Here is a 26,170-nt window from a genome sequence, read left to right on the forward strand (position 1 = left end):
AGACTTAATAGTAAATTAAAATTTTTCACTACTTAAAATCGATAAAACTTCTTTTACGTCAGTTGTTTTAGATAGTTTTTTAATCGTATCTTGATTATCTAATGCATTAGTAATACTACTGACTACCATAATATGCTCATTATTTTTAGCAGCTATCCCAATTACAAGATAAGCAATATCATTTATATCTTCTCCAAAATGAACACCTTTTGGAAATTGACAAAAAATGATACCTGTTTTTAAAACAGAGTTTTTCCCTTCGATAGTGCCATGAGGTAATGCTATTGATTCTCCTAACCAAGTTGAAGACATTTTTTCTCTTTCTATCATAGAATGAATATAATCAAGCTTAACATATCCTTGTTTTACTAAATTCTTACCTACAATATTAATTGCCTCTTCTTTATTAGCTGCATATTGATTAAGTAGAATATTTTTTTCTGTTAACTGGAATAGATTATCTGATGTATTTTTATCGTCGATATTATTTTTTATACTAGAAATGGAATTACTATTATCTAAACAGACTATATTTTCTCTTAATTTTTTTATTAAATTATCATAAAAATTATTATTAAGAAAGTTTTTTAAAGATATATGATTAGCATAAGGAGCATATTTTTTAGCGCGATGAGTTAAATTTTGATGTGTAATGACTAAATCTGCATGTTTAGGCAATAAATTAATAGCCATATTTAATACAGAAATATGATTTAAATTAGCATTTTTTATTTTTTTACGTAAAATACTTGCACCCATAGCACTCGATCCCATTCCTGCGTCACAAGCAACTATAATCGTTTTAACGCTACTTAAAAAGCTAGATGTGTAAATATTATGATTATCTTGTAACGTTTTTAAATGTAAAAAATCTTTATTTTTTTCCAAATCGTTTATTGTAGTGTTATATAGATTAAATTTTAACAATAAAGAAGCGCTGAGAAAAGAAATTACAAAGGAACAAAAAATAGCAGCAATATTGGACAAGTAACAACCTTTAGGTGTCATAATCAAGATAGATAAAATAGAGCCTGGTGATACTGCAGAAACCAAACCTCCTTCTAATAAGACAAGCATAAAAATACCAGACATACCACCTAAAATTAAAGCAATAATTAATTTTGGTTTAATTAATACATAAGGAAAATAAATTTCATGAACTCCTCCTAAAAACTCAATTATTGCAGCTCCTCCTGATGATTTAGATAGTTCTCCTTTTCCAAAAAAAAACCATGCGATTAATACACCTAATCCAGGACCTGGATTAGATTCAATTAAAAAAAAGATGGATCGATGATTTTCTGATACGTCTTGTATTCCTAATGGAGAAAAAATACCATGATTAATTGCATTGTTTAAAAAAAATATTTTAGCTGGTTCTATTATGACAGAAATAAAAGGTAATAAATGATAAGATACTATAACTTTTATTAAATCTCCTAAAATACGAGAGCTCCACTCAATAAAAGGACCAATAGTGAAAAATGAAATTATTGCTAATAATACTCCAAATATAGCAATAGAAAAATTATTTACTAACATTTCAAAACCATTTTTTACTTTATTTTCTATTATTTCATCAAACATTTTTATGATCCAACCACCTAATGGACCTACAATCATTGCACCTAATAACATTGGTATATTAGTACTAGTAATAACTCCTATTGTAGTTATACTGCCTACTAATCCTCCTCTATCACCTGCAATTAAACGACCTCCAGTATATCCAATTAAAATAGGTAATAAATAAAAAATAATTGGTGATATTAACTGTTCTAAAATTTTATTAGGTTGCCAGCCCAATGGGATAAATAAAGCAGTCATAATTCCCCATACGATAAAAATACTTATATTAGGCATTATCATATTACTTAAAAATTGACCAAAATTTTGGATTTTTAATTTAATGAATGAAAGCATAATAACCACCTTTATTCGAGATAATTAGAATTATCAATTTAATGATTTAAATAATTAATGTTTAATTGATTTTTTAATTTAAATGTGTTATTAATTTAAAATAGTAACATTTTTACGTTATAAAAGATTTATAAAAGTGAATCAGTCCTTTAGTAGAAGAATCATAATCTTTATCTGGAATATTATTATTTAAATGACTAAAAATATTTTGAGATAATTTCTTTCCTATTTCCACACCCCATTGATCAAAACTATATATATTTAATATATAACCCTGAACAAAAATTTTATGTTCATATAGAGAGATTAATGCTCCTAAGTTATAAGGATTTATTTTGCGAATTAAAATTGAATTAGTAGGACGATTTCCTTCACATATATAAAAAGGAAGAATTTTATTGATACTAGCTCTATCTTTTGAAGATAATAATAATTCATTTAATACCTCATTTTTAGATTTACCAAATGCTAATGCTTGCGTTTGAGCTAAAAAATTAGATATTAACTTTATATGATGATTACCTAAATTATTATGTGACAGTACTGGAGCAATAAAATCGCAAGGAATTAATTTAGTTCCTTGATGCATTAATTGATAAAATGCATGTTGACCATTAGTACCAGGTTCTCCCCAAATAATAGGACCAGTGTGATAAGATATTTTTTCTCCATTTCTATTAATTGATTTTCCGTTAGATTCCATATTTGACTGTTGAAAATATGCAGAAAAACGATGCATATACTGATCATATGGTAAAATAGCTTCTGTTTCTGAACCAAAAAAATTAGCATACCATATGCTAATTAAAGCTAATAATATTGGAATATTCTTATCATAATCACTATCATAAAAATGATTATCCATATCATGAGCACCATCTAAAAATTTTTCAAAATTATTAAATCCAATTGATAATATAATAGATAAACCTGCTGCAGACCATAAAGAAAAACGTCCACCTACCCAATCCCAAAATTTAAAAATATTATTGATATGAATGCCGAAATTTAAAGCATTTTTTACATTAGCTGATAAAGCAAAAAAATGTTTATCTAACGTATTAACATCTTTTGCATAATGTAAAAACCATTTTTTTGCACTAGAAGCATTAGTTATTGTTTCATCTGTTGTAAATGTTTTAGAAGCTATTAAAAAAAGTGTTGTTTCAGGATCAATTTTTTTTAAAACTTCGCTAATATGAGTACCATCTATATTGGAAACATAATGCATATTTAAATGATTTTTATATGCTTTCAATGCTTCAGTGACCATATATGGACCTAAATCAGATCCACCAATACCAATATTTACAATATCAGAAATAGTTTTTCCAGTATAACCTTTCCATTTTCCACTGATAACATCATTTGAAAAATACTTCATTTTTTCAAGTACAGCATTAATTTCTAACATAATATTAGAATTATTTACTATAATAGGCATATTACTTCTATTTCGTAATGCAATATGCAGAACAGAACGATCTTCTGTTTGATTAATTTTAACTCCAGAAAACATTTCTTTTATAACAGATTTTACATTAGTTTCTCTAGCTAAATTTAATAAATACATCAAAGTATTATCATTGATACGATTTTTTGAGAAATCAATTAATATTTGATTTTTAAATAATATTGAAAATTTTTTAAATCGATTTATATCTGATGAAAAAAGATCTCTTAAATGAACATTTTTTATTTTTTTAAAATGATTTTTTAGATCTTTATAAGATTGAGTATTATTAAAATTAATATTTTTCATGAAAAATTTATCTCTCTTGAATGTATAATAAATATGATACTATGTTGTAAATAAAAATTTTTATATTGTAAAAAAATTTTTAATGTCTTTATTTTAATAAACAATAATATTTTTAGTCTAAATGTTTTATATAAAAAGTTATATAAAAAAATAAGACTCAAATAAAAATATTATTATTTACTAATAAAAATGATTATAGATATAAAAAAACTAACCTGTAGGTTATATAAAAAGTATTATGAAATGTAGAAAAACAAACCTTATTTGGATCGATTTAGAAATGACTGGGCTAAATCCAAAAATACATCGTATTATTGAAATCGCAACATTAATTACAGATTTTAACTTAAATATAATTGCAGAAGGTCCAGTCATTTCTATACATCAAAAAAAAGAAGATATTTTAAATATGGATCAATGGAACACTAACGTTCATACAAAGAATGGATTAATTGAAAGAGTTAAAAAGAGTCTATATAACGAATGTCAAGCAGAAATTGAAACAATACTTTTTTTAAAAAAATGGGTTTCTATAAAATCATCTCCAATATGCGGAAACAGTGTTGGCCAAGATAGAAGATTCTTATTTCAATATATGCCTAAACTTGAAAATTATTTTCATTATCGATGTATAGATGTTAGTACTCTTAAAGAATTATCTTTGCGTTGGAATCCTATCATTCACAATAAATTAAAAAAAAATAACTCTCATAGAGCACTAGAAGATATTTATGAATCGATAATAGAATTAGATTTTTATAGAAAACATTTTATTAAATTACCACTAAAATAATTTTTTATAAAAGAAAGCTTGAAAAATATATTTTATATATATAAAATATATTTATATTAAAAATATGAATTATCACTTGTAATTTTTGCGGGAATAGCTCAGCTGGTAGAGCACAACCTTGCCAAGGTTGGGGTCACGAGTTCAAATCTCGTTTCCCGCTCCAATCATATTATCAAAAAATTTTGTTTTAATAAACAACACTTTATTTAAAAAAACAAAAAAAATAATATTCAATAGAAATATATAAAAAAATTAAGGAAAAAATATGATTTTTTATAATTCTTATAAATGGATAGTATTTTTTATTTTTTTAATCACATTTCCAATTCTAGCTAGTAATAAAAAAGAAGATAGTTTAAAAAAATCATTTATTTTTTTTAAAAATAATAAATTTAATAAAATATGAAAAAAAAATAAAAAAACTAAAGTAGTTTATTCTTCTAAAAAAAAATTAATAACTAAAAATTATACAACAAAAAATAAAAACAATATTTCATTAAAAAAAATAATTATAGCAATAGATGCAGGACATGGAGGACAAGATCCAGGAGCAATAGGTTATACAGGATTAAAAGAAAAAACAGTTAATATAAAAATCGCACTTCAAATTAAGAAATTACTAAATAATAATAGAATGTTTCATGCAATTCTAACACGTAACAATGACTCTTATCTTTCACTTAAAAAAAGAAGACAATTTCTTACAAAGAATCACATAAATTTATTAGTTTCTATTCACGCAGATTCTTCTAAAAAACAATATGTATCCGGAGCATCCGTATGGATAATTTCTAATACTAGAATGCATCGTGAAATTAATAATTATTTAAAAAATAATAATTCTATAATATGTTTTTCTAAAAATATTCAGAATATCTTTAATGAAAATAAATATGATACATTTTTAAAAAAAACTATTCTTGATTTACAATTTAATAATTTTCAAAAACTAGAGTTAGATTTATCCAAACATATCTTTGAACAGCTTAAAAAAAATATAAAATTACATAAAATACATCCAAATTATGCTAGTTTAGGAATATTAAGTTGTATAAATATACCTGCTATATTAATTGAAACTGGATTTGTTACAAATTTTTTAGAAGAAAAAAAACTAAGAACAACAGATTACCAAAATAAAATTGCTAAATCTATTTATTTAGCTTTAAAAAATTATTTTTTGGAGTTTTGATTCATCAATATATCAAACTATTTTTTAAATAAAATTTTATATATTTTTTTTAAGCATCTAAACATATTTATGTTAGATGCTTAAATAAAATTTTATATTATTTTTTTTTTAGTCAAATTAAAACGTTTTTTAAATCTTTCAACACGACCTCCAGTATCAATAACTCTTTGCTTTCCTGTATAGAATGGATGACATTTTGCACATATATCTAAATGTAAATTATGACCAATAGTAGAAAAAATTTCAATTATGTTTCCACAAGAACAAGTAGCTGTTATCTTAGAATAGTGAGGATGAATTTTTTTTTTCATAAAACATATTCCTAAATTAATTAAAATATCTACCTTATTATACAATTATTAGCAAATTAATACTAAAAAATTAGCAATTTATATTCTTATAGACTAATGATATATATAAAATATATGTATGATGATAAAAATAAAATTAATTCTATGTATTTTAAAAAAAATAATAAACATAAAAAAAAGATAAAATTGCACGTATGTGTATTTTTTATTTTAACATCTATGTTTATTTCCCTGATTTTTTTCAATATAGATTTAAAACATTTTTCTAAAAAAGATAAAATATTAATAAAACATCATCAAAACGAAAAGGTATTACCTCCTAAACCAAAAGAAAAATGGACATATATTCGAAAATTAGAAAGTTTATAAAAACATATAATTATTTAAGAAATTTCATTCAATAATTAATATTTAATAAAATTAAAAAAATATTTATATAAATGATTTTTAATAAATATAAATAAATTAACAATAACTTGCTATTTACTTATAATAAAAATAGCAAACTATATTTTATATAACATATTTTTATACACAATAAAAATGTATAAAAATAAACACGTTATGTTAAAGAGGCTTTTCTTGTGACCACAATATTAAGTGTAAGATTAAAAAACAAAGTAGTAATTGGAGGTGATGGACAGGCAACTTTAGGTAATACCATTATGAAAAGTAATGTTAAAAAAATTAGATCTCTTTATCATGAAAAAGTCATTGCTGGCTTCGCAGGTGGTACAGCCGATGCATTTACTTTATTTGAAATGTTTGAAAAAAAATTAGCGATGTATCAAGGTCAATTACAACGTGCTGCAATTGAATTAGCTAAAGATTGGCGATCTGATCGAATGTTACGAAAATTAGAAGCATTACTAGCAGTAGCAGATAAAGAAACTTCATTAATAATTACAGGTAATGGAGATGTAATACAACCTGAAGATGACTTAATAGCTATAGGATCAGGTGGTGCATATGCTCAATCTTCTGCTCGAGCATTACTAGATAATACAGATTTAGATGCAAATCAAATTGTAAAAAAATCATTAAATATTGCAGCAAATATTTGTATTTATACAAATCATACTTTTACTATAAAAGAACTATTTTCAGAAAAATAAGGAATATCTCTATGTCTGAAATGACTCCTCCTCAAATTGTTTCTGAACTTGATAAATTTATTATTGGGCAAGAAAAAGCAAAAAGAGCTGTATCTATTGCATTAAGAAATCGTTGGCGTCGAATGCAATTAAATAGTGAACTGCGACATGAAATTACTCCTAAGAATATTTTAATGATTGGTCCTACTGGAGTAGGAAAAACAGAAATTGCAAGACGTTTAGCTAAATTAGCTAATTCTCCTTTCATTAAAGTAGAGGCAACTAAATTTACTGAAGTAGGATATGTAGGAAAAGAAGTAGATTCAATTATTCGTGATTTAACTGATGCTGCAATAAAAATGATACGAATAAAAAATATTGAAAAAAATAAAATACGTGTAGAAGAAATTGTAGAAGAAAAAATATTAGATGTACTTGTTCCTACGCCTAATAAAAATTGGAAAGAAAATGAAAAAAATGAAAGTTTACTAAATACTATTCAAACATTTCGAAAAAAATTAAGAGAAGGAGTTTTAGATGAAAAAGAAATAGAAATTAATGTATTAGCAACTACTATGGGTGTTGAAATTATGGCTCCTCCAGGAATGGAAGAACTAACTAGTCAATTGCAATCTTTATTTCAAAATTTAGGAGGTCATAAAAAAAATAGCAGACGTCTTAAAATAAAAGATGCTATTAAATTATTAACAGAAGAAGAAGCTGCTAAATTAATTAATCAAGAAGAAATTAAAAAAGAAGCAATTCATGCAGTAGAACAGAATGGTATAGTCTTCATTGATGAAATCGATAAAATATGTAAAAGAGGTGATTCTTCTGGTCCAGATATCTCTAGAGAAGGTGTTCAAAGAGATTTACTTCCACTAGTTGAAGGTTGTACTGTATCTACTAAACATGGAATGGTTAAAACAGATCATATTTTATTTATTGCATCTGGTGCTTTTCAGACTTCTACTCCTTCTGATTTAATTCCTGAATTACAAGGACGTCTTCCAATTAAAGTTGAATTACAAGCACTAACCATCAATGATTTTGAAAAAATATTAACTGAACCTAAGGCATCTATTACTGTACAATATCAAGCACTCATGGAAACAGAAGGTGTTTATATAAAATTTACTAAAGAAGGAATACGAAATATTGCAGAAGCAGCTTGGAAAGTTAATGAATCTATGGAAAATATTGGTGCTCGTCGATTGCATACTATATTAGAAAAGTTAATGGAAGAAATATCTTTTAATGCTACTGAAAATAAGGGTAATACTATTATTGTTGATTCAAAATATGTAGGACAACATTTAGATCAATTAATATCTAATGAAGATCTTAGTCGTTTTATTTTATAAGTAAGTTTTTTAAAATATTTATCCATGATGATATTCATCTAAAATGGATGAATATTTTCATAAAATAATTATATTAATATATCAATCAAAAAATTAATTATAAAAAATAGTATTGAAAAAAAAAAATAAGACCTTATATGAAATAAGAAACTGTTTTATCTTTTAGTTAAGTAAAAACAAAAAATTTTCCACGATTGGATATAATCATCATAAAATATAACTAATAAGGAGTATTTTTATGTCTTATCGCTCTCTTTCATTTGTTCCAAATTTTAATGATCATGATATTTTTTCAAATAGATTCAATCAAATTGATAAAATGTTTAGTACACTAACAGGAGAAAAACCAATATCTGATACACCAGCATATAATCTTTATCAAATAAATGAAGTAGAATATGAATTAACACTTAATATTCCTGGCTATGAAGAAAAAGAATTAGATATATCTGTACACAATAATCAATTATCTATTCAAGGAAGAAAAGAGAATCAAAAAGAACAGCATAATAAAGAAACTAGCAAATGGCTACATAAAGGAATTATTTTTAATAATTTCTCTTTAAACTTTAATTTAGATCATAAAGTTAAGGTAAAAAAAGCAGAGCTATCTTTAGGCTTACTAAAATTATATTTTGAATGTCATATTCCAGAAGAAGAAAAGCCTAAAAAAATTTCTATTAATATACCGAATGATACGAAAAAAATTGATAAAAAATAAAATTGAAAATAATTTAAAGAAAAATATTAAAATTCTTTTAACATTAAAAAAATCATTGTACTTATTTTTATATGAGTACAATGATTTAAAAAAATTATCATGATTGAGAATACATAATGAATTCTTGGATTAATGCAGACATTCTACACGTTAAACGATGGACTAGTAATTTATTTAGTCTTATTTTACATGCTCCCATTGAATCTTTTTATGCAGGACAATTTACTAAATTAGCTTTATATGATACCACTTATAGTGTATATAAAAAAAAAATTCAAAGAGCATATTCATATGTTAATGCGCCTAGTAATGAAAATTTAGAAATTTATATTGTTCGTGTTTTAAATGGAAAATTAAGTAATTTATTATATAATCTTCAAGACGGTGATAAAGTTTTTATTAAAAAAAAAGCATGTGGTTTTTTTATTATAGATGAAATACCTAATTGCGAAAATTTATGGATGTTTGCTACAGGAACGGCTATAGGTCCATATTGTTCTATTTTAAAAGAAGGAAAAAATCTTGATAGATTCAATAATATTATTTTAGTACATGCAGTACGATATCAAAATGAATTAAATTATCTTCCTCTTATGCAAGAACTATGTCATAAATATAAAGGAAAATTAAAGATACAGACTGTTATTAGTAGAGAACAAAATAAAAAGTCTTTAACTGGCAGAATTCCTTTTTTAATTGATAGTAAAATATTAGAAAAAAAAATTGGTTTATCAATAAATTCCGAAAATTCACATGTTATGTTATGTGGCAATCCTTTTATGGTTAAAGATACTTATTTATATCTTCAAAATAACAGAAACATGAGAAAACACTTACGTCGTAAAAGAGGCCATATTACTATGGAAAATTATTGGTAAATTATTTTTATAACAATTTAACAACGATCTAATGGAAAAGATATTACTTGACTAATGCTCTTTTCATTTAATGCCAACATAATGAGTCTATCTAAACCTATAGCAACGCCTGCACAAGGAGATAATCCATAGGATAAAGCACTTAAAAAATAAGTATCGATTTTTTGAACAGGAAGATTCATAGATTGTCTTCTTTTATTATCTTGTAAAAAACGATTTTTCTGTTCATTAAAATCTGTAAGCTCATAAAAACCATTTCCTAATTCTATTCCTTGAAAAAAAAACTCAAACCTTTCTGATATACGAGAATCTTTAGCATTAATTGCAGCAAGAGATGCTTGTTCTGCAGGAAAATGATAAACAAATAAAGGTTTTTTTTTACCAAGATTAGGTTCTATCTCTAGAGTAAAAAACAATTGTATTAATTTATTTAAATCATTTTCTGAATCTGTTAAATGATCTAATTTCAATTGTTTAGATAATTGACGTAGTTCTAATAAATTAGTATTTAAAGGATCTACCTGTAAAGATTTTATAAATATCTTTTGATAAGAAATTTTATCTGATTTTTTATAATTTAATATTCTTTGCAGCAAAGTATCTATTTCTGCTATTAATTTTTTCATTGAATAATAAGGTTGATACCACTCTAAAATAGTAAATTCTGGATTATGATACTCTCCTAATTCTTTATTTCTGAAACTATGACATATTTGGTATATAGGCCCACTTTCTGCTGCTAATAAGCGTTTCATATGATATTCTGGACTAGTTATTAACCATAATTTTAATTTATCCACGTGATTTAATGAAAAATAATTTGTTTTAAAAGGTATTAAGTTCACATCAGTAACTGTCGAACGAGATAAAATAGGTGTTTCTACTTCCATAATATTACGTTCTAAGAAAAATAAACGAATATCAGAAATTATTTTTGATCTTTTAATTAAATTTTTAATTGGCGCACAAGGTTTCCAAAAATTTTTTTGATTCATATCGATTTTCTTTAAAAATTTATTATTGAATAATAAAAAATATATATTTAAAAAATAAGTTTTAAATCAACTACTAAAAAAATACAATAAATTATGAATAAAACTGCAATATATCCAGGTACATTTGATCCTATTACATACGGACATTTAGATATTATAACACGTGCAACAAAAATATTTGATAGTATAACTATTGCAATTTCTAATAATTTAAAAAAAAAACCTATTTTTAATTTAAAAGAGAGAATAGAACTAACTCGAATAGCTACATTGCATCTTACCAACGTTAAAAAAATACTTGGATTTAATGATTTATTAGCTAATTTAGCAAAAAAAGAAAATACTAATGTTTTAATTAGAGGAGTTCGAACAATATTTGATTTTGATTACGAAATAAAGTTAGCTGCTATAAATAAACAGATCTATCCAGATTTAGATAGTATTTTTTTGCTATCTTCTAAAGAAGTCTCTTTTATATCTTCTTCTTTCGTTAAAGAAATAGCTAAATATAAAGGTGATATTAAACCGTATCTTCCGAAAGAAGTACATTTTGCATTATTGAAAAAACTCAATATTACTTCAAAAAAGTAAAATATTTTTCTTATTAAAACAATAGGGTGTAATTATACACCCTATTATTTTCAATTCAAAAATACATATTTACTAATAATATAAAAAATATAATGTCTATTTTTTTATAAAATGTGAATATTTCATTATTGGTAAATCATTTGGTGGTATGACAATAGTAGCACGTATTCCAAAAGATTTATATTTTGAAATATTGTTATTATTTTTTATATCTAAATCAGATAGATTAGTTGCAACTAATTTAATAGAACCATCATCTAACTTATCTATTTTATAAATATTTCTAGAATTTTTTATTTGATATTCATTAATTTCTGGTGTTTCAGAAATTAATTGAAGATAAGATTGATATAAAAATTTTTGATTTGCATATGTAGAAATTAATTTTTGAAGTTCAACTTCTGGTATTATTTTTTTAAAATCTTGTATCATTTTTCTTCTATCATTTAATGTAATGATATTCTCATTTACAATAAAAAGAGATTGATAAGAATCATTCATAAATTGATTATCTAATTCATTAGATGATTTTAAATTTTCATAATTATTTTGAAAATTTTTAATTGTAAATTTAATGTTTTCTAAAGAATTTGATTGATCTGAGACTTGCCATAAATCATGATTAACAAAATCATTATAATAAGATTCTTGAACACTTTTATTCATTCGTTCTTTAAAATTTTTATCTATTTTTAAGATATCTTTTCTTCCTTCTGAATCAAAATTTTCATCAAATCTAGTTAAGGGATAAAAGTTATTTGCGTTATTAGGTTTAGGTATAAAATTGAAAAGATCAGGAAAGGAACTTTGAAATTCAGGGTGTTTGGGATTATTATTTAATTCATTAACAATTTTTATTTTACCTTGATAACGAATTTTATCAATGATAGCTCTCATAAAAACTTTTGAAGACTCAATTGTTCTTTTAAGATCTTCAACATGTTTGGCTAAAGCATCAATGGATTCTATATTATTAGGATCTAATTGCTCATCTGCAAAAAATATTCTCTTAATGGTTGTACCATTAAATAATTCTACAGCTTCTTTTTTTACGGCTTCATAAGTTGTTATGACAGTATTCTTTATTGTCTCAAGAATATCTTCACTAATTTTTAAAATATTAAAACCAAAAAATTTTTTATTAGACGCATCTAATGTGTTATTAAGAAAATATGAAGAATTATTTAGAATTTTTTTTTCATCAATATATTTTTAATAATATCATTTTGACTATTATTAATGATGTTGTGAGAATTTTTTTCTATAAGTAAATTATTCTTGATATCATACTTTTCTAGTATATTTTTTTTTGCATTTTTATTTAAAAGATCTAATAAAAATAGAGAATCTTTATATGCTTTTTCTAAATTTATTGAATTTTTTGGATCTTGAGAAATTTTATGTGTTTTATTATTATGATTTTCAAGATCTTTTTGTTTTTTTAAAAATTTTTCAATGTATTTTGGATCAATATTTATTTGATTTTTAGAATGTTTCTCTGTTATGTCTATTGGAAGAATTGCAAAATTAGATGACATAATTTTTGTCCTTTTTTTAATTTACTATTTTTTAATTGAATAAATTGTTATATAAATGTAAATTAAATCTATATAACAAAAAAAATTAATAATTTAAATTTTTATATAAAAAAATTTTAAAAATTAACTTTAGCAACGATTTTTAATATATTATTTACATCAAGTATATAAAAAATCATCAAGTTATATTTTAATTAAATTTATTTAAAAGTCAATTATTAATTTTAAAAAATAAAAAAAAATCAAAATATGAAAGTATACTTATCATTTAAACATTACAATCAAAGGATATGTAATTTAATTAATTCATTAAATTTAACACATGATGAACATTGTTCAACAGGTTTAATAATAAATTCTAATTCTTTAGAACTATATAATCGTGAAAATCTTAATCAAAAAGCTATAAAAGTTGATTTTTCTTCAAAAAAAAATAATTATAGATGTCATTTTTTTAGAAAAAAACATGAAATTTTATATAAAGCTGTGGGGATCAAAAAAGCTTATTTTCCTGTTGTTTTAGATGCTACTGCAGGATTAGGTAATGACGCTTTTATACTTTCTTTTTTAGGCTGTAAGGTAACTATGATAGAGCGTCATCCAATAGTTTTTGCTTTATTAAAAGATGGCTTATACAGAGGTTACAAAGATAAAAAAATAGGAACATGGCTTCAGGAAAGATTAAATTTAATTTTAAATGATAGTTGTAATATGTTAAAAATACCTCTTTTAAAACCAGATGTCGTTTATTTAGATCCTATGTATCCTATCAATAAAAAAAAATCTTTACCAAAAAAATATATGCAAATTTTTAGAAAACTAATAGGAAAAGATACAGATGCTAAAGAGTTACTAAATATTGCTCAAAAAAAAGCAAAAAAAAGAGTTGTTGTAAAACGTCCTTGTTATGCAAAATCTTTATGTAAAGAAAAAATCAGTTTTGTTATTTTAGGGAAAAAACATCGTTTTGATGTATATAATCCTCTTTAAATAAAAACAGGAGTACATATTTTGTAGACGTACCCCTATTAAAAAAATATGATTAATATCATAAAAATTTATATTTTATATTAAAAATAATGCGATCCAATATAAAAAACTAGATAAAAAAATTGAAACAGGTAAGGTTAATATCCATGCTAATGCAATATTTTTAACAGTCTTCATTTGAATACCATCACCATCGATTAGCATTGTACCTGCTACAGAAGATGAAAGAATATGCGTAGTGGAAACGGGTATTCCGGTATAACTTGCTATTCCAATAGATAAAGAAGCTGTTATTTGAGCTGACATAGCTTGTGCATATGTCATTCTTTTCTTACCTATTTTTTCACCAATAGTAATAACTATTCTTTTCCAACCGATCATTGTTCCTATTGATAAAGATAAAGCAACAATTAATATTATCCACATTGGTGCATATTCAATAGTTTTAAGTATATTCTTTTTACTTTTAATTAAGAAATATTTATCTTGAGAATTAATGTTAGAAGAACTTAATGTTTGATCAATAAGATCAGAAATACATAATAAAACATGTCTTAATTCAAATCTTTTTTTAATATTTAATGTATTATAATTAGAAGTATTTTTTAATAAAAATTTAGATTTTTTAATATTATTTATAATATTATAAAAGGGATCAGTTATATTTAAATGATTAATAATATTTTTATTATTCGTTTTTTGTAAAATACTTTTATTATATTTAAGATAATATTTTTCTAAATTATTAATTGTGTTTTTTGTACAAATAATTTCGTATTTATCAGCATTTAAATTAACTAAAAAAGAAGAAGGCACAATTCCTATTAAAACCAACATGATTAATCCAATACCCTTTTGACCATCATTTGCACCATGAGCATAACTTACTCCAATAGATGATAAAATTAATGCTATCCGAATTAAAAATGGTGGATTTTTTTTTCCATCTATTTTTTCACGTTCTAATGGTGTCATATGAATACGACAAAACTTCTTATCATTTTTTAAAAAAAATCTTAATAAAAAAATCAAACTTCCAGCGACTATTAATCCAACAATAGGCGAGAAGATAAGGGATAAAAATACATTAGTCATTTTGGGAATATTTAGCGCATCTACTAAAGATGAACCTGTAACGATGGCATTTGTTAAACCTATTCCAATAATTGCTCCAATAAGAGAATGCGAACTTGATGCAGGTAAACAAAAATACCAAGTAGATAAATTCCAAAGTATTGCTGCTAATAACATAGAAAAAACCATAGCTAAAGCATTTTTTGAAGTAGTATTTAATAATAAATCATTTGGTAATAAATGTACAATTGCGTAAGCAACAGTCAAACCACCAAGTACAACTCCTAAAAAATTAAATATACCAGACATTATAACTGCAATATTTGCAGACATAGCTCTTGTATAAATTAAAGTCGATACTGCATTAGCTGTATCATGAAAACCATTAATAGCTTCATAAAATAACACAAAAAACAAAGCTAAAAAAACAAATAAACTTTGATTCAAATCAGAATAAGAAAATAAATATAGCATAATCTTTAAGCCATTTTGATGAATTGAATTAAGCTTATTATCTGTGAGAAACTATGATTGAGGAAAGTAAAATATGAATATTATTTATATCATACTATTTATAATAGTATTTTTATAGAAAAATATAAAAAAATTTTATTATTTAATTTGATTTTTTTTTAATTTAAAAGATAGAAATATTCCTAAAAATAACATAATTAAAATAAAAATTGAAATTCCAGGCCATTTTAGATGAAACCAAAAAAATCCACCAAATGTTCCAAATACACTAGAACCTAAATAATAGAAAAATAAATACAAAGATGTAGCTTGAACTTTTGCAGTTTTTGTATAAGAACCTACCCAACTACTAGCAATGGAATGAGATGCAAAAAAACCACCGGAAAATATTATTAAGCCTAAAATAATTATTAATAATTGATTAAACTGAGTAATACATATACCTATTACCATTAAAAATAATGATATAAGTAAAATATTATTTCTATGATATTTATTAATTAATATACCAGCTTTAGGAGAACTATATACTCCTGTTAAATAAATGATAGATAGTAGTCCTATACTGGATTGACATAGAAAAAATGGCTCTAATATCAAACGATAACCAATATAATTAAAAATAGTAACAAAACTTCCCATTAATATAAAACCTATTACAAAAAGAACAAATAATGCTGGATTTTTTAATTGGAAATAAAAACGATTTAAAAATTTAGGTAAGTTAATAGAAACAGAATAAAAATTTTTAGATTGAGGCAAAAAATATAAAAAAAAACAAGATGATATTAAAGAAAAAATTCCAATTACCATTAATGAAATATTCCATGAAAATTTTTCAGCCAAAATACTACTTATTAATCTTCCTGAACATCCACCTATAGTATTTCCACTAATATATAGACCCATACAAAAAGATAAAGAATCAGGATGTATTTCTTCACTAATATATGTCATAGCAACAGCAACAACACCACTTAATGCTAAACCAGTTAAAGCACGTAATAAAACAATAGAACTCCAACTAGTCATCATTGAGCATATTATTGTTAATATTGCTGCTATAAATAAAGAAATAGACATGATGATTTTTCTACCAATCACATCAGATAATGGTCCAGTAAAAATCATTCCTAAAGCCATCATACCTGTTGCAGCAGAAAGAGCAAAACTACTTTCTGCTGGAGTTAAATAAAATTGTTTAGAAAATATTGGTAAGATAGATTGTACACAGTACAAAATAGAAAAAGTAGAAAAACCACCTGAAAAAAGAGCTAGAAAAACTTGATTAAATTTTTGTGTATTTTTTTTTATGTATTGTTTTTTTTGTAGTATGTCTTTTCTGTCTTTTGATAACATAAAATATAATTCCTTCTTTTTTAATAAAACAATTTTAGATATATATATATCCATCATAAACATGTTGTGCAGGTCCTATCATATAAAGAGGATGTCCAAGACCTTTCCATTCTATAATTAATGTACCACCTAATAAATCTACTTTTACTTTATTTGCAAGTAAATTTTTTGCAATACCAACTGCTACTGCAGCACAAGCACCAGTTCCACATGATTGTGTTTCTCCTACGTCACGTTCGTAAACTCTTAATTTAATATAATTTCTATTTATAATTTGCATAAAACCTACATTTATTCCTTGTAAAAAAATTGATTTTTTTTCTATAGTATTACCAATAATATTTACCGGAGCATTTTTAATATTTTGAACTGTAATAACACAATGAGGGTTACCAATAGATACTATACTGCATGTTAAGCTATCATTTAAAATATTCACTGAAAAATTTTTACATAAAATATTTTTTGACAATTCTATGTTATCTAGTTTAAAATCTGGTTCTTCCATATTAACTTTAATCAAATTATTGTTGATAAAATAAATTATTAAGCGTCTTTTTTTAGTACTAACAGATATTTTTTCTTTATTAGTTAATTGTTTTAATAAAAGAAAAAGACCAAAACATCGAGCACCATTTCCACATTGTTCCACTTCATTTCCATTAGCATTAAAAATTCGATAATTAAAATCAAATAAAGAATTATGTGTTTTTTCTACAAGTAATAATTGATCAAAACCAATTCCAGTATATCGATTAGATAATTCTTTTATCGTTATAGATGTTGGATGAAAATCTTGATTGATACAATTAACAACCATAAAATCATTACTTAAACCATGCATTTTAGAAAAATAAATTTTTTTTTTGTATTTAGGATATGAAAACATTTTTTTTACCTAATGATATTTTTTATATTCTTAGAAAGAAGAGTGTTATTTTTCATGATATATAAAATATAATTTAAATTAATTATTTTAAGAAAAAATATTATGTAAATTATATTAATTTCGTAATTTTTATATTTAAAGTCTATTATAAAACGAATTAAAAGTGGTAATCCAAATGAAAAAAAATATTAATAATTTTTATATGTTAGTGGATGCATTATTTCTAAAAATTGAAGATAATTTAAATTTATATGATAATCATGATATTGATATTGATTATGAAATTCAAGATTATGTTATGACTATTACTTTTGCAAATAAAAGTGTTATTATTATTAATAAACAAGAACTATTACAACAAATATGGCTAGCTACAACAGTAAATGGATATCATTTTAATTATAGGGAAAATGAATGGATTTGTAATCGTAGCAATAAAAATTTTTGGGAAATATTTCAATATGCATGTTCTGTTCAATCAAATAAAAACATTATTTTTATAAAAAATAATATTAATTAAATACAAAAAAAATTTTTATATATAAAAATAAAAAATATGATAAGGTTTGTATCTTTTTTTAGATTAAAACATTATAAAAAACATATCTATATTAAAACGAATAGTAATATGCAAAATAAAACATTAAGAATTGCTACTAGAAAAAGTCCTTTAGCATTACAACAAACAAAATATGTTCAAAAAAAAATACTGTCTTTATATCCAGATTTAAATATAAAATTAGTACCTATTGTCACTCATGGAGATAATATTTTAAATAAATCTCTTTCAAAAATTGGAGGAAAAGGATTATTTATAAAAGAATTAGAACTTGCCCTCCTTGAAAATAAAGCAGATATTGCAATTCATTCGATGAAAGATCTTCCAGTAAATATTACAAAAGAATTATGTGTAGTTAGTATATGTAAAAGAGGAAATCCTTTAGATACACTAGTATCTAACAATTATCAATCAATTAATCACTTACCTTATGGTGCAATAGTTGGCACATCTAGCTTAAGAAGACAATGTCAATTAATTACTTATAGACCAGATTTAATTATTTCTCCTTTAAGAGGAAACGTAGAAACAAGAATAGCTAAATTAGATCAAGGTAAATATGATGCCATTATTCTTGCTACTGAAGGATTAAATAGATTAAGTTTAAAACATCGAATTACTCAAATTATACCTGCTGAATTATCTCTTCCTTCTTGTGGTCAAGGTGCAATTGGAATTCAATCTAGATTACATGATAAAAAAATATTGTTTTTTTTATCTCATCTTAATGACATCAATACTTTTATTGAAATTAATGCAGAACGTGCTTTTTGTAGAAAGTTAGAATCAGGATGTCAGATTCCGATTGGTAGTTATGCTATTTTAAAAAAAAATAAAATTTGGTTAAGAGGATTAATAGGCTCACCAAATGGAAAAATAATATTAAAAGGAGAAAGAATAGGTTGCTATAATACAGGAGAAAAAATGGGATATTCACTTGCTGACGAATTGCTTGATAATGGTGCTCAAAATATTCTAAATGATCTTCATATAAAACAATCTTATTATCTATGAAAATATTAGTCATGCGACCTTCACCGACAGGAGAAGAGTTAGTTAAAAATCTTAATGAAATAGGTATAGATTCTTGGCATTTTTCTTTATTTGATTTTTTTCCGAGTATGAGCTCAATAAGTTTATCAAATAAGATTAATTCATTATATCACTCTAATGTAATTCTTATTTTCTCAAAAAAATCTATTTATTATACTAATTTATATTTAAAAAAAAATAATTTAAAATGGCCGTCTGATGCAAAATATTATGCTATTGGAAAAAGTACAGCTATGTTCCTTCATAAATATGTTAAAAAAAAATTGTTTTTCCTAAAAAAGAAAATAGTGAAAATTTATTCAAAATTTTGTATAAAAATGTTTTAAAAGATGATCAAATTATTTTATTAAAAGGGGAAAATGGAAGAAATTTTATAGAAGATCATTTAAAAAAAGAAGGTTTTAATATTTGTATATTAGAATGTTATAAAAGAGTTTTAAAAAGTTTCGATAGTAGAATAGAAGCAAAAAAATGGCGTTTAAACAAAATAAATACTTTAATAGCAACAAGTGGTGAAATTTTATATCAATTAAAAAATATTATTTCTGATCAAGATCAGATTGAATGGCTTTTACAATGTCAAGTTTTTGTTATAAGTAATAGATTGTCAAAAATAGCAAAACACTTAGGATGGAAAAACATTATAGTTGCTAAACATGCTCACAATGAATCTTTATTAAGAATAATTAAACATGAATACTTTAAAAAAAATAATTTTTTCTATTTTGGTCGGCGAAAGAGGATTTGAACCTCTGACCTACTGGTCCCAAACCAGTTGCGCTACCAAGCTGCGCTATTCGCCGAATTTTTATGATTTTTTTTGGGGTGGCTAATGGGATTTGAACCCATGACCACTGGAATCACAATCCAGAACTCTACCAACTGAGCTATAGCCACCACTTAAAGTTATTTTTTATAAACAAGTGCGCTCGACAGGATTTGAACCTGACACCTCTACCTTCGGAGGGTAGTGCTCTATCCAAATGAGCTACGAGCGCGCGTCTATATAAAAAAACAAATTAGATTTTAAAATTAATAATCTTTATTGTCCAGCTTTTTTTTAAAAAACTTTAGATAAAAAAAGAAATAAGAATATTTATATAATATTTTATGTATTAAAAATAAGTATTATCATAAATATATAATATATCTATTCATAGTGATTTAATATTTATGAACGTTTCATCATATCAAAAAACTCATCATTTGTTTTCGTCATCGAGAGTTTATTTAATAAAAATTCCATTGCATCTATTTCACTCATTGGATGAATGATTTTTCTCAGAATCCACATTTTTTGAAGTTCTTCTGGTAAAGTTAATAATTCTTCTTTTCTTGTTCCAGAACGATTGTAATCAATTGCTGGAAATACACGTTTTTCTGCTATTTTTCTAGACAATGGTAGTTCCATATTTCCAGTTCCTTTAAATTCTTCATAAATCACTTCATCCATTTTTGAACCAGTATCAACTAACGCAGTGGCAATAATAGTTAAACTACCTCCTTCTTCTACATTACGTGCAGCCCCAAAAAATCGTTTAGGTCTATGTAAAGCATTAGCATCAACACCTCCAGTTAAGACTTTTCCTGATGCTGGTACTACTGTATTATAAGCACGAGCTAAACGGGTAATTGAATCTAGCAAAATGATAACGTCTTTTTTATGCTCTACTAATCTTTTTGCTTTTTCAATAACCATCTCAGCTACTTGAACATGTCTTGATGCAGGCTCATCAAAAGTAGAAGCAACAACTTCTCCTTTAACTAATCTTTGCATTTCAGTAACTTCTTCTGGTCTCTCATCGATCAATAAAACCATTAAAACGCATTCTGGATGATTATAAGCAATACTTTGTGCAATATTTTGAAGTAATATTGTTTTTCCAGCTTTTGGAGGAGCTACAATTAAACCACGCTGCCCTCTTCCAATAGGAGATGCTAAATCTAATACTCTTGCTGTTAGATCCTCAGTTGATCCGTTCCCGCGCTCCATTCTTAATCTAGAATTAGCATGTAATGGTGTTAAATTTTCAAATAATATTTTGCTTCTTGCATTTTCAGGTTTATCATAATTTACCTCATTAACTTTAAGTAAAGCGAAATATCTTTCACCTTCTTTTGGAGGTCTTATTTTTCCAGAAATAGTATCACCTGTACGTAAATTAAATCTACGAATCTGACTTGGTGAAACATAAATGTCATCAGGACCAGCTAAATAAGAACTATCAGCAGAACGTAGAAAACCAAATCCATCTTGTAATATTTCTAAAACTCCGTCTCCAAATATATCTTCTCCACTTTTTGCATGTTGTTTAAGGATGGCAAAAATAATATCTTGTTTACGCATACGCGCTAAATTTTCCAACCCCATTTTTTCACCAAGAGTAATTAATTCAGAAACTGGCATATTTTTAAGTGCGGTAAGATTCATAATGGTGGGTTCTTAGTAAAATCGGGGTAAATCTCGAAATAAAAATTATGACATAATATTAAAATTTACTGATATTTATTAATAAATTTTAAATGAAATTGAATTTTTAATATTTTTTAAATTAACTGTGTTATTATTTTAGTTAATATTTTCATCTAAAAATTCTTTAAGTTGTAACTTAGAAAGTGCTCCAACTTTAGTTGAAAGAACTTGTCCATTTTTGAATAATAATAATGTAGGAATACTTCTAATAGAATATACAGGAGCAGTATTTGGATGTTCTTCAATATTTAATTTTCCAATAACTACATTATCATTATATTCTTGTGAAATTTCTTCTAAAATTGGTGCTAAAATTTTACAAGGATTACACCATGGAGCCCAAAAATCAACCAATATAAAACCTTTTTTTTGTAAAACTTTTTCTTGAAAATTTTCATCTGTTAATTTGATTATTTTATTCATTTTTATACATTTACTCAATATTAAGGAGGTTTGAAATAAATAAAATTTAAATTTTTATAATTTAAAAGTATGTGAGATGATAGTATCATTTTTAAGACTTTTTTAAAACTAAAATTAAAAAAATTTATTCATATTTTAATTTCTTATATTGTTTTAATATTTTTCGTATATGATATATTTTTAATTTATTTTTTTCTATCTTTTGTAAAGATTTAACTGAAGATATATAAGTGTTCCAGTGCAAATCTTCTTTAGGTAATTCAAATAAAAATCTACTAGGTGACATATGCATAATCTGACCATATTGAATACGTTGACAACAGTAAGTGAAAAATAATTGTTTTTTTGCTCGAGTTATGCCGACATAAGTTAATCTTCTTTCTTCTTCTATATTATTATGATAGATACTTTTATGATTAGGCAGAATACCTTCGCACATACCAATCATAAACACTACTGGAAATTCAAGACCTTTAGAAGCATGCAATGTCATTAATTGAACTTTATCTCGTTTATTTTTTTTAATATTATTAGAAATATCACGTAGTGTCATTCGTGTAACAATTTGTGATAGAGTCATAGGTTGTTCAAATTCATCTCCTTGAAGCATATTTTTAAACCATGTCGATAAAGTATGTATATTATCAATACTATTTTTAATTTGATTAGGTTCTTTTAAGATTTTTGATAACCACATTTCATATTTAATATCATTGATGATGATATCTAAAATATCAGATGGTTGTAAATAAGACAATTGAGTAATTTTTTTTATCCAAATAATAAATTTTTTTATTTTATTTTTTGTTCTTTCTGTTAATAAATTTTTAGCTTCTATATCATCACTTATTTGAAAAAGACTTTTATTTTCTTTATCTGCCCATTGTATTAATTTATTTAATGTAATTAATCCTATTTTTCGAGAAGGAACATTGATGATTCTCATAAAAGCATAATTATCATTTGGATTGATTATTACACGTATATAACTTATTAAATCTTTAATCTCCGGACGAGAAAAAAATGATGAATTTTCTGAAATATTATATGGTATGTTGGCTTTTATTAAAACTTTTTCAAGAATTTTTGATTGATAGTTACCTCTATATAAAATAGCACAGTCTTGATATTTTATTTTTTTTATAGCATGTTGATATAAAATTTTTTTAGCTATTTTTTCTGCTTCATTCTCTTCATTTTTGCCTACTATAACTTTTATTAAATCTCCATATTCTAAATTAGAAAATAATTTTTTTTTTAAAAAATGTATGTTATTAGAAATAAGACTATTTGCAACTTTTAATATTCTTCCTGAAGAACGATAATTATGTTCCATTTTTATAACTTTTAAACTTGGAAAGTCTTTTTTTAACAACAAGAGATTTTCAGGATTTGCTCCTCTCCAAGAATAAATAGATTGATCATCATCTCCAACGAACGTAAAATTGGAATCGATTTTAGTAAGCATTTTAATCAATTCATATTGACTATTATTAGTATCTTGATATTCATCTACTAATAAATAAGATATTTTTTTTTGCCAATAATGCTGTATTTTTTGATTTTTTTTCAATAATAATGTAGGTATACAAATTAAATCATCAAAATCTAATATATTAGATTCACAAAGATAATCATTATATTTTTTATAAATATATGCTATTTTTTTTTCTAAATGAGAATTTGCTAATGATTCTGCTTGTAATGGAGTATAAAATTGATTCTTCCAATAAGAAATCATAATATTTATCTTTTTTAAAGACTGGATATCATCTTCTATATTTTTATCTTTATGACATATTTTTTTCAATAGCATTATTTGATCTTTTTCATCAAATAGAGTGAAATTAGAATTAAATTTTAATGCATTGATTTCTTGTTTGATAATTTCTAATCCTAATGAATGAAAAGTTGAAATAATTATTTTTTTTATTTCTAAAACATTTAAGTATTCTGAAAGACGAACCCTCATTTCATGAGCTGATTTGTTAGTAAAAGTGACAGCTGTAATATTATCAGCTTTATATTTACAATGATTAATTAAATAAATTATTTTATTAATAATAACTTTTGTTTTGCCAGAACCAGCCCCTGCTAATATTAAACAGGGACCATTAATAAATTCAATAGCTTTTTTTTGAGCAGAATTAAGAGACATAAAAATATCAACAATGTTTAATTAATGAAATGTATTTTTTTATTTTTTAAAAAATCAGTATTCTAATTTTTTATTGTGCGACTATAATTGCTTTCATTTTTTTCATATAAGATCTTAGCTTACGTCCAATAATTTCTACTGGATGATTACGAATATTCTCATTTATTTTATATAGCTCTAGATTATCTACTGAATTTTGAGAAAGGGCACAACCTAAATCACTTTTTTCAATATTTTTAGTAAAATTTTTTAAAATAGGATATGCAGATTCAGAAAAAAGATAACTACCATATTCAGCTGTATCTGAAATTACTATATTCATTTCATATAATTTTTTTCTTGCTATAGTATTAGCTATTAATGGCAATTCGTGCAATGATTCATAATAAGCAGATTCTTCTATAATACCTGTATCTATCATTTTTTCAAAAGATAATTCAATACCAGCTTTTAATATTGCTATCATCAATATACCATGATCATAATATTCTTGTTCTAATATTTTACCTTTATAAACAGGAGAGTTTTCAAAAGTTGTTTTTTTAGTTTGATTTCTCCAATTTAATAATTTTTTATCTTTATTACTCCAATCTTGCATCATATCTGTAGAAAACTTACCTGAGATAATATTATCCATATGTTTTTGAAACAAGGGTGATAATATTTTCTTAATAATTTCAGATAGATGATAAGCTCTTATTTTAGATGAATTAGATAATCGATCCATCATTAAAGTAATTCCGCCATGCTTCAGAGATTCTGTAATAGTTTCCCATCCATATTGTATTAATTTTCCTGCATAATCTGGATTATATTTTTCTTCAATTAATTTTTCATAACATATTAATGAAGCCGTTTGAAGCATGCCACATAAAATTGTTTGTTCACCCATCAGATCAGATTTTACTTCAGCTACAAATGATGATTCTAAAACACCTGCACGATGTCCTCCAGTAGAAAAAGCCCATGCTTTTGCTATTTCTAATCCTATTTTTTTAGGATCATTTTCATAATGCACTGCAATTAGTGTAGGTACACCAAATCCTCTTTTATATTCTTCTCGTACTTCTGTTCCAGGACATTTTGGAGCAACCATGATTACAGTAATATCTTTTCTGATTTTTTCTCCGACTTCTACAATATTAAAACCATGAGAATAACCTAGACAAGAATTTTTTTTCATCAACTGTTGTAATTCTTTAACGACAGCACTATGTTGTTTATCAGGAGTTAAATTAATTACTAAATCAGCATTTGGTATAAGTTTTTCGTAATCATCTACTATAAAATTATTTTTAGTGGCATTCATCCAAGATTGATTTTTTTTTAGAATACTATTTTTTTTGAGTGCATAAGAAATGTTCAATCCTGCATCTCTCATATTTAAACCTTGATTCAATCCTTGAGCTCCACAACCAACAATGACTATATTTTTATTTTTTAAAATATCATTTTTTTTATTGAATTCTTCTCTTTTCATAAAACGACATTTCTTTATTTGATTAATTTTTTGATTAAAATTTAAGGTGTTAAAATAATTCATAATAATATATCCT

The 26,170-nt window shown here is 24.3% G+C and carries 27 protein-coding genes and 4 tRNA genes; 15 read left to right on the forward strand and 16 right to left on the reverse strand.

Going from position 1 to position 26,170, the window contains the following annotated elements; translation table 11 throughout:
* Positions 1-15: 15 nt before the first annotated feature.
* Both D9V67_RS02950 and pgi read right to left on the reverse strand, forming a co-directional pair.
* The gene (locus tag D9V67_RS02950) at positions 16-1,923 is read right to left on the reverse strand and encodes a PTS mannitol transporter subunit IICBA (protein ID WP_158359982.1); all 1,908 of its coding nucleotides are present in this window, start codon (positions 1,921-1,923) and stop codon (positions 16-18) included.
* A gap of 112 nt (positions 1,924-2,035) precedes the next feature.
* Entirely contained in the window at positions 2,036-3,685 is a 1,650-nt protein-coding gene (gene pgi, locus D9V67_RS02955) for a glucose-6-phosphate isomerase (protein ID WP_158359984.1), read from the reverse strand.
* Positions 3,686-3,923: 238 nt separating this feature from the next.
* Here pgi and orn point away from each other — a divergent pair, with 238 nt between their 5' ends.
* The 3 genes from orn to D9V67_RS02970 all read left to right on the forward strand — a co-directional run bounded on the left by orn (position 3,924) and on the right by D9V67_RS02970 (position 5,670).
* Positions 3,924-4,478 (forward strand): oligoribonuclease, encoded by a 555-nt coding sequence (gene orn, locus D9V67_RS02960; protein ID WP_158359987.1) that lies wholly within the window; start codon positions 3,924-3,926, stop codon positions 4,476-4,478.
* Between the two features lie 87 nt (positions 4,479-4,565).
* Positions 4,566-4,641: transfer RNA gene (locus tag D9V67_RS02965), tRNA-Gly, on the forward strand.
* A 327-nt stretch (positions 4,642-4,968) separates the two neighbouring features.
* A complete protein-coding gene (locus D9V67_RS02970) occupies positions 4,969-5,670 on the forward strand; it encodes an N-acetylmuramoyl-L-alanine amidase (protein WP_158359990.1) in 702 nt (233 codons plus the stop codon).
* A gap of 92 nt (positions 5,671-5,762) precedes the next feature.
* Here D9V67_RS02970 and rpmE read toward each other — a convergent pair whose 3' ends face one another.
* The gene (rpmE, locus tag D9V67_RS02975) at positions 5,763-5,981 is read right to left on the reverse strand and encodes a 50S ribosomal protein L31 (protein WP_158359992.1); all 219 of its coding nucleotides are present in this window, start codon (positions 5,979-5,981) and stop codon (positions 5,763-5,765) included.
* Between the two features lie 96 nt (positions 5,982-6,077).
* Between rpmE and D9V67_RS02980 the strand changes: the two genes are divergently transcribed.
* From D9V67_RS02980 to D9V67_RS03000, 5 genes are all read left to right on the forward strand, one after another.
* On the forward strand, positions 6,078-6,350 hold the full coding sequence (locus tag D9V67_RS02980; protein ID WP_158359994.1) for a hypothetical protein: 273 nt from the start codon (positions 6,078-6,080) through the stop codon (positions 6,348-6,350).
* 215 nt (positions 6,351-6,565) lie between these two features.
* Positions 6,566-7,096: an ATP-dependent protease subunit HslV gene (gene hslV, locus D9V67_RS02985; protein WP_158359997.1), complete on the forward strand. Its 531-nt coding sequence runs from the start codon at positions 6,566-6,568 to the stop codon at positions 7,094-7,096.
* 11 nt (positions 7,097-7,107) lie between these two features.
* Positions 7,108-8,439, forward strand: coding sequence for an HslU--HslV peptidase ATPase subunit (gene hslU / locus D9V67_RS02990; protein WP_158359999.1), 1,332 nt, complete (start codon positions 7,108-7,110; stop codon positions 8,437-8,439).
* 238 nt (positions 8,440-8,677) lie between these two features.
* Complete coding sequence (locus tag D9V67_RS02995; protein WP_158360001.1) at positions 8,678-9,160, forward strand: Hsp20 family protein; 483 nt, start codon at positions 8,678-8,680, stop codon at positions 9,158-9,160.
* Positions 9,161-9,276: 116 nt separating this feature from the next.
* Positions 9,277-10,038, forward strand: coding sequence for an FAD-binding oxidoreductase (locus D9V67_RS03000; protein ID WP_158360003.1), 762 nt, complete (start codon positions 9,277-9,279; stop codon positions 10,036-10,038).
* A gap of 17 nt (positions 10,039-10,055) precedes the next feature.
* On the opposite strand, the gene epmA is transcribed toward D9V67_RS03000, so the two are convergent.
* Positions 10,056-11,033: an elongation factor P--(R)-beta-lysine ligase gene (gene epmA / locus D9V67_RS03005; RefSeq protein ID WP_158360005.1), complete on the reverse strand. Its 978-nt coding sequence runs from the start codon at positions 11,031-11,033 to the stop codon at positions 10,056-10,058.
* Positions 11,034-11,126: 93 nt separating this feature from the next.
* On the opposite strand from epmA, the gene coaD reads away from it, so the two are divergent.
* On the forward strand, positions 11,127-11,624 hold the full coding sequence (gene coaD / locus D9V67_RS03010; protein WP_158360007.1) for a pantetheine-phosphate adenylyltransferase: 498 nt from the start codon (positions 11,127-11,129) through the stop codon (positions 11,622-11,624).
* Between the two features lie 96 nt (positions 11,625-11,720).
* Here coaD and D9V67_RS03195 read toward each other — a convergent pair whose 3' ends face one another.
* Positions 11,721-12,521: a hypothetical protein gene (locus D9V67_RS03195; protein WP_261979681.1), complete on the reverse strand. Its 801-nt coding sequence runs from the start codon at positions 12,519-12,521 to the stop codon at positions 11,721-11,723.
* Here D9V67_RS03195 and D9V67_RS03260 point away from each other — a divergent pair.
* A complete protein-coding gene (locus D9V67_RS03260) occupies positions 12,508-12,687 on the forward strand; it encodes a hypothetical protein (protein ID WP_158360010.1) in 180 nt (59 codons plus the stop codon). The genes D9V67_RS03195 and D9V67_RS03260 overlap by 14 nt on opposite strands.
* Before the next feature lie 121 nt (positions 12,688-12,808).
* Here the strand turns inward: D9V67_RS03260 and D9V67_RS03025 are convergent, their stop codons facing one another.
* The gene (locus tag D9V67_RS03025; protein ID WP_158360012.1) at positions 12,809-13,162 is read right to left on the reverse strand and encodes a hypothetical protein; all 354 of its coding nucleotides are present in this window, start codon (positions 13,160-13,162) and stop codon (positions 12,809-12,811) included.
* A 249-nt stretch (positions 13,163-13,411) separates the two neighbouring features.
* On the opposite strand from D9V67_RS03025, the gene D9V67_RS03030 reads away from it, so the two are divergent.
* The gene (locus tag D9V67_RS03030) at positions 13,412-14,152 is read left to right on the forward strand and encodes a class I SAM-dependent methyltransferase (RefSeq protein WP_158360015.1); all 741 of its coding nucleotides are present in this window, start codon (positions 13,412-13,414) and stop codon (positions 14,150-14,152) included.
* Between the two features lie 75 nt (positions 14,153-14,227).
* On the opposite strand, the gene D9V67_RS03035 is transcribed toward D9V67_RS03030, so the two are convergent.
* The 3 genes from D9V67_RS03035 to dapF form a co-directional block, all read right to left on the reverse strand.
* On the reverse strand, positions 14,228-15,700 hold the full coding sequence (locus D9V67_RS03035; RefSeq protein ID WP_158360017.1) for an inorganic phosphate transporter: 1,473 nt from the start codon (positions 15,698-15,700) through the stop codon (positions 14,228-14,230).
* A gap of 138 nt (positions 15,701-15,838) precedes the next feature.
* Entirely contained in the window at positions 15,839-17,059 is a 1,221-nt protein-coding gene (locus tag D9V67_RS03040) for an MFS transporter (protein ID WP_158360019.1), read from the reverse strand.
* Positions 17,060-17,093: 34 nt separating this feature from the next.
* Positions 17,094-17,918: a diaminopimelate epimerase gene (dapF, locus tag D9V67_RS03045; protein WP_222836986.1), complete on the reverse strand. Its 825-nt coding sequence runs from the start codon at positions 17,916-17,918 to the stop codon at positions 17,094-17,096.
* Positions 17,919-18,123: 205 nt separating this feature from the next.
* On the opposite strand from dapF, the gene cyaY reads away from it, so the two are divergent.
* From cyaY to D9V67_RS03065, 4 genes are all read left to right on the forward strand, one after another.
* On the forward strand, positions 18,124-18,468 hold the full coding sequence (gene cyaY / locus D9V67_RS03050) for an iron donor protein CyaY (RefSeq protein ID WP_158360024.1): 345 nt from the start codon (positions 18,124-18,126) through the stop codon (positions 18,466-18,468).
* A 108-nt stretch (positions 18,469-18,576) separates the two neighbouring features.
* The gene (gene hemC / locus D9V67_RS03055; RefSeq protein ID WP_158360026.1) at positions 18,577-19,521 is read left to right on the forward strand and encodes a hydroxymethylbilane synthase; all 945 of its coding nucleotides are present in this window, start codon (positions 18,577-18,579) and stop codon (positions 19,519-19,521) included.
* A gap of 11 nt (positions 19,522-19,532) precedes the next feature.
* Positions 19,533-19,886, forward strand: coding sequence for a uroporphyrinogen-III synthase (locus D9V67_RS03060; protein ID WP_261979682.1), 354 nt, complete (start codon positions 19,533-19,535; stop codon positions 19,884-19,886).
* The gene (locus D9V67_RS03065; RefSeq protein ID WP_261979683.1) at positions 19,868-20,308 is read left to right on the forward strand and encodes a uroporphyrinogen-III synthase; all 441 of its coding nucleotides are present in this window, start codon (positions 19,868-19,870) and stop codon (positions 20,306-20,308) included. Before D9V67_RS03060 ends, D9V67_RS03065 begins: the two co-directional genes overlap by 19 nt.
* Here D9V67_RS03065 and D9V67_RS03070 read toward each other — a convergent pair.
* The 7 genes from D9V67_RS03070 to ilvC form a co-directional block, all read right to left on the reverse strand.
* Positions 20,287-20,363 (reverse strand) — tRNA-Pro (locus D9V67_RS03070). The genes D9V67_RS03065 and D9V67_RS03070 overlap by 22 nt on opposite strands.
* Before the next feature lie 18 nt (positions 20,364-20,381).
* Positions 20,382-20,457 (reverse strand) — tRNA-His (locus tag D9V67_RS03075).
* A gap of 27 nt (positions 20,458-20,484) precedes the next feature.
* A tRNA-Arg gene (locus tag D9V67_RS03080) sits at positions 20,485-20,558 on the reverse strand.
* A gap of 173 nt (positions 20,559-20,731) precedes the next feature.
* Positions 20,732-21,991, reverse strand: a complete 1,260-nt coding sequence (gene rho / locus D9V67_RS03085; RefSeq protein WP_158360032.1) for a transcription termination factor Rho — start codon at positions 21,989-21,991, stop codon at positions 20,732-20,734.
* 138 nt (positions 21,992-22,129) lie between these two features.
* Positions 22,130-22,456 carry a thioredoxin TrxA gene (gene trxA, locus D9V67_RS03090; RefSeq protein ID WP_158360034.1) on the reverse strand — a complete coding sequence of 109 codons (327 nt, stop codon included), beginning with the start codon at positions 22,454-22,456 and terminating at the stop codon, positions 22,130-22,132.
* Between the two features lie 124 nt (positions 22,457-22,580).
* Positions 22,581-24,614 carry a DNA helicase Rep gene (gene rep, locus D9V67_RS03095; RefSeq protein ID WP_158360036.1) on the reverse strand — a complete coding sequence of 678 codons (2,034 nt, stop codon included), beginning with the start codon at positions 24,612-24,614 and terminating at the stop codon, positions 22,581-22,583.
* Between the two features lie 70 nt (positions 24,615-24,684).
* Positions 24,685-26,157, reverse strand: coding sequence for a ketol-acid reductoisomerase (gene ilvC / locus D9V67_RS03100; RefSeq protein ID WP_158360038.1), 1,473 nt, complete (start codon positions 26,155-26,157; stop codon positions 24,685-24,687).
* Positions 26,158-26,170 lie beyond the last annotated feature (13 nt).

The organism is Buchnera aphidicola (Brachycaudus cardui), from assembly GCF_005081945.1.
Lineage (GTDB): Bacteria > Pseudomonadota > Gammaproteobacteria > Enterobacterales > Enterobacteriaceae > Buchnera > Buchnera aphidicola_AN.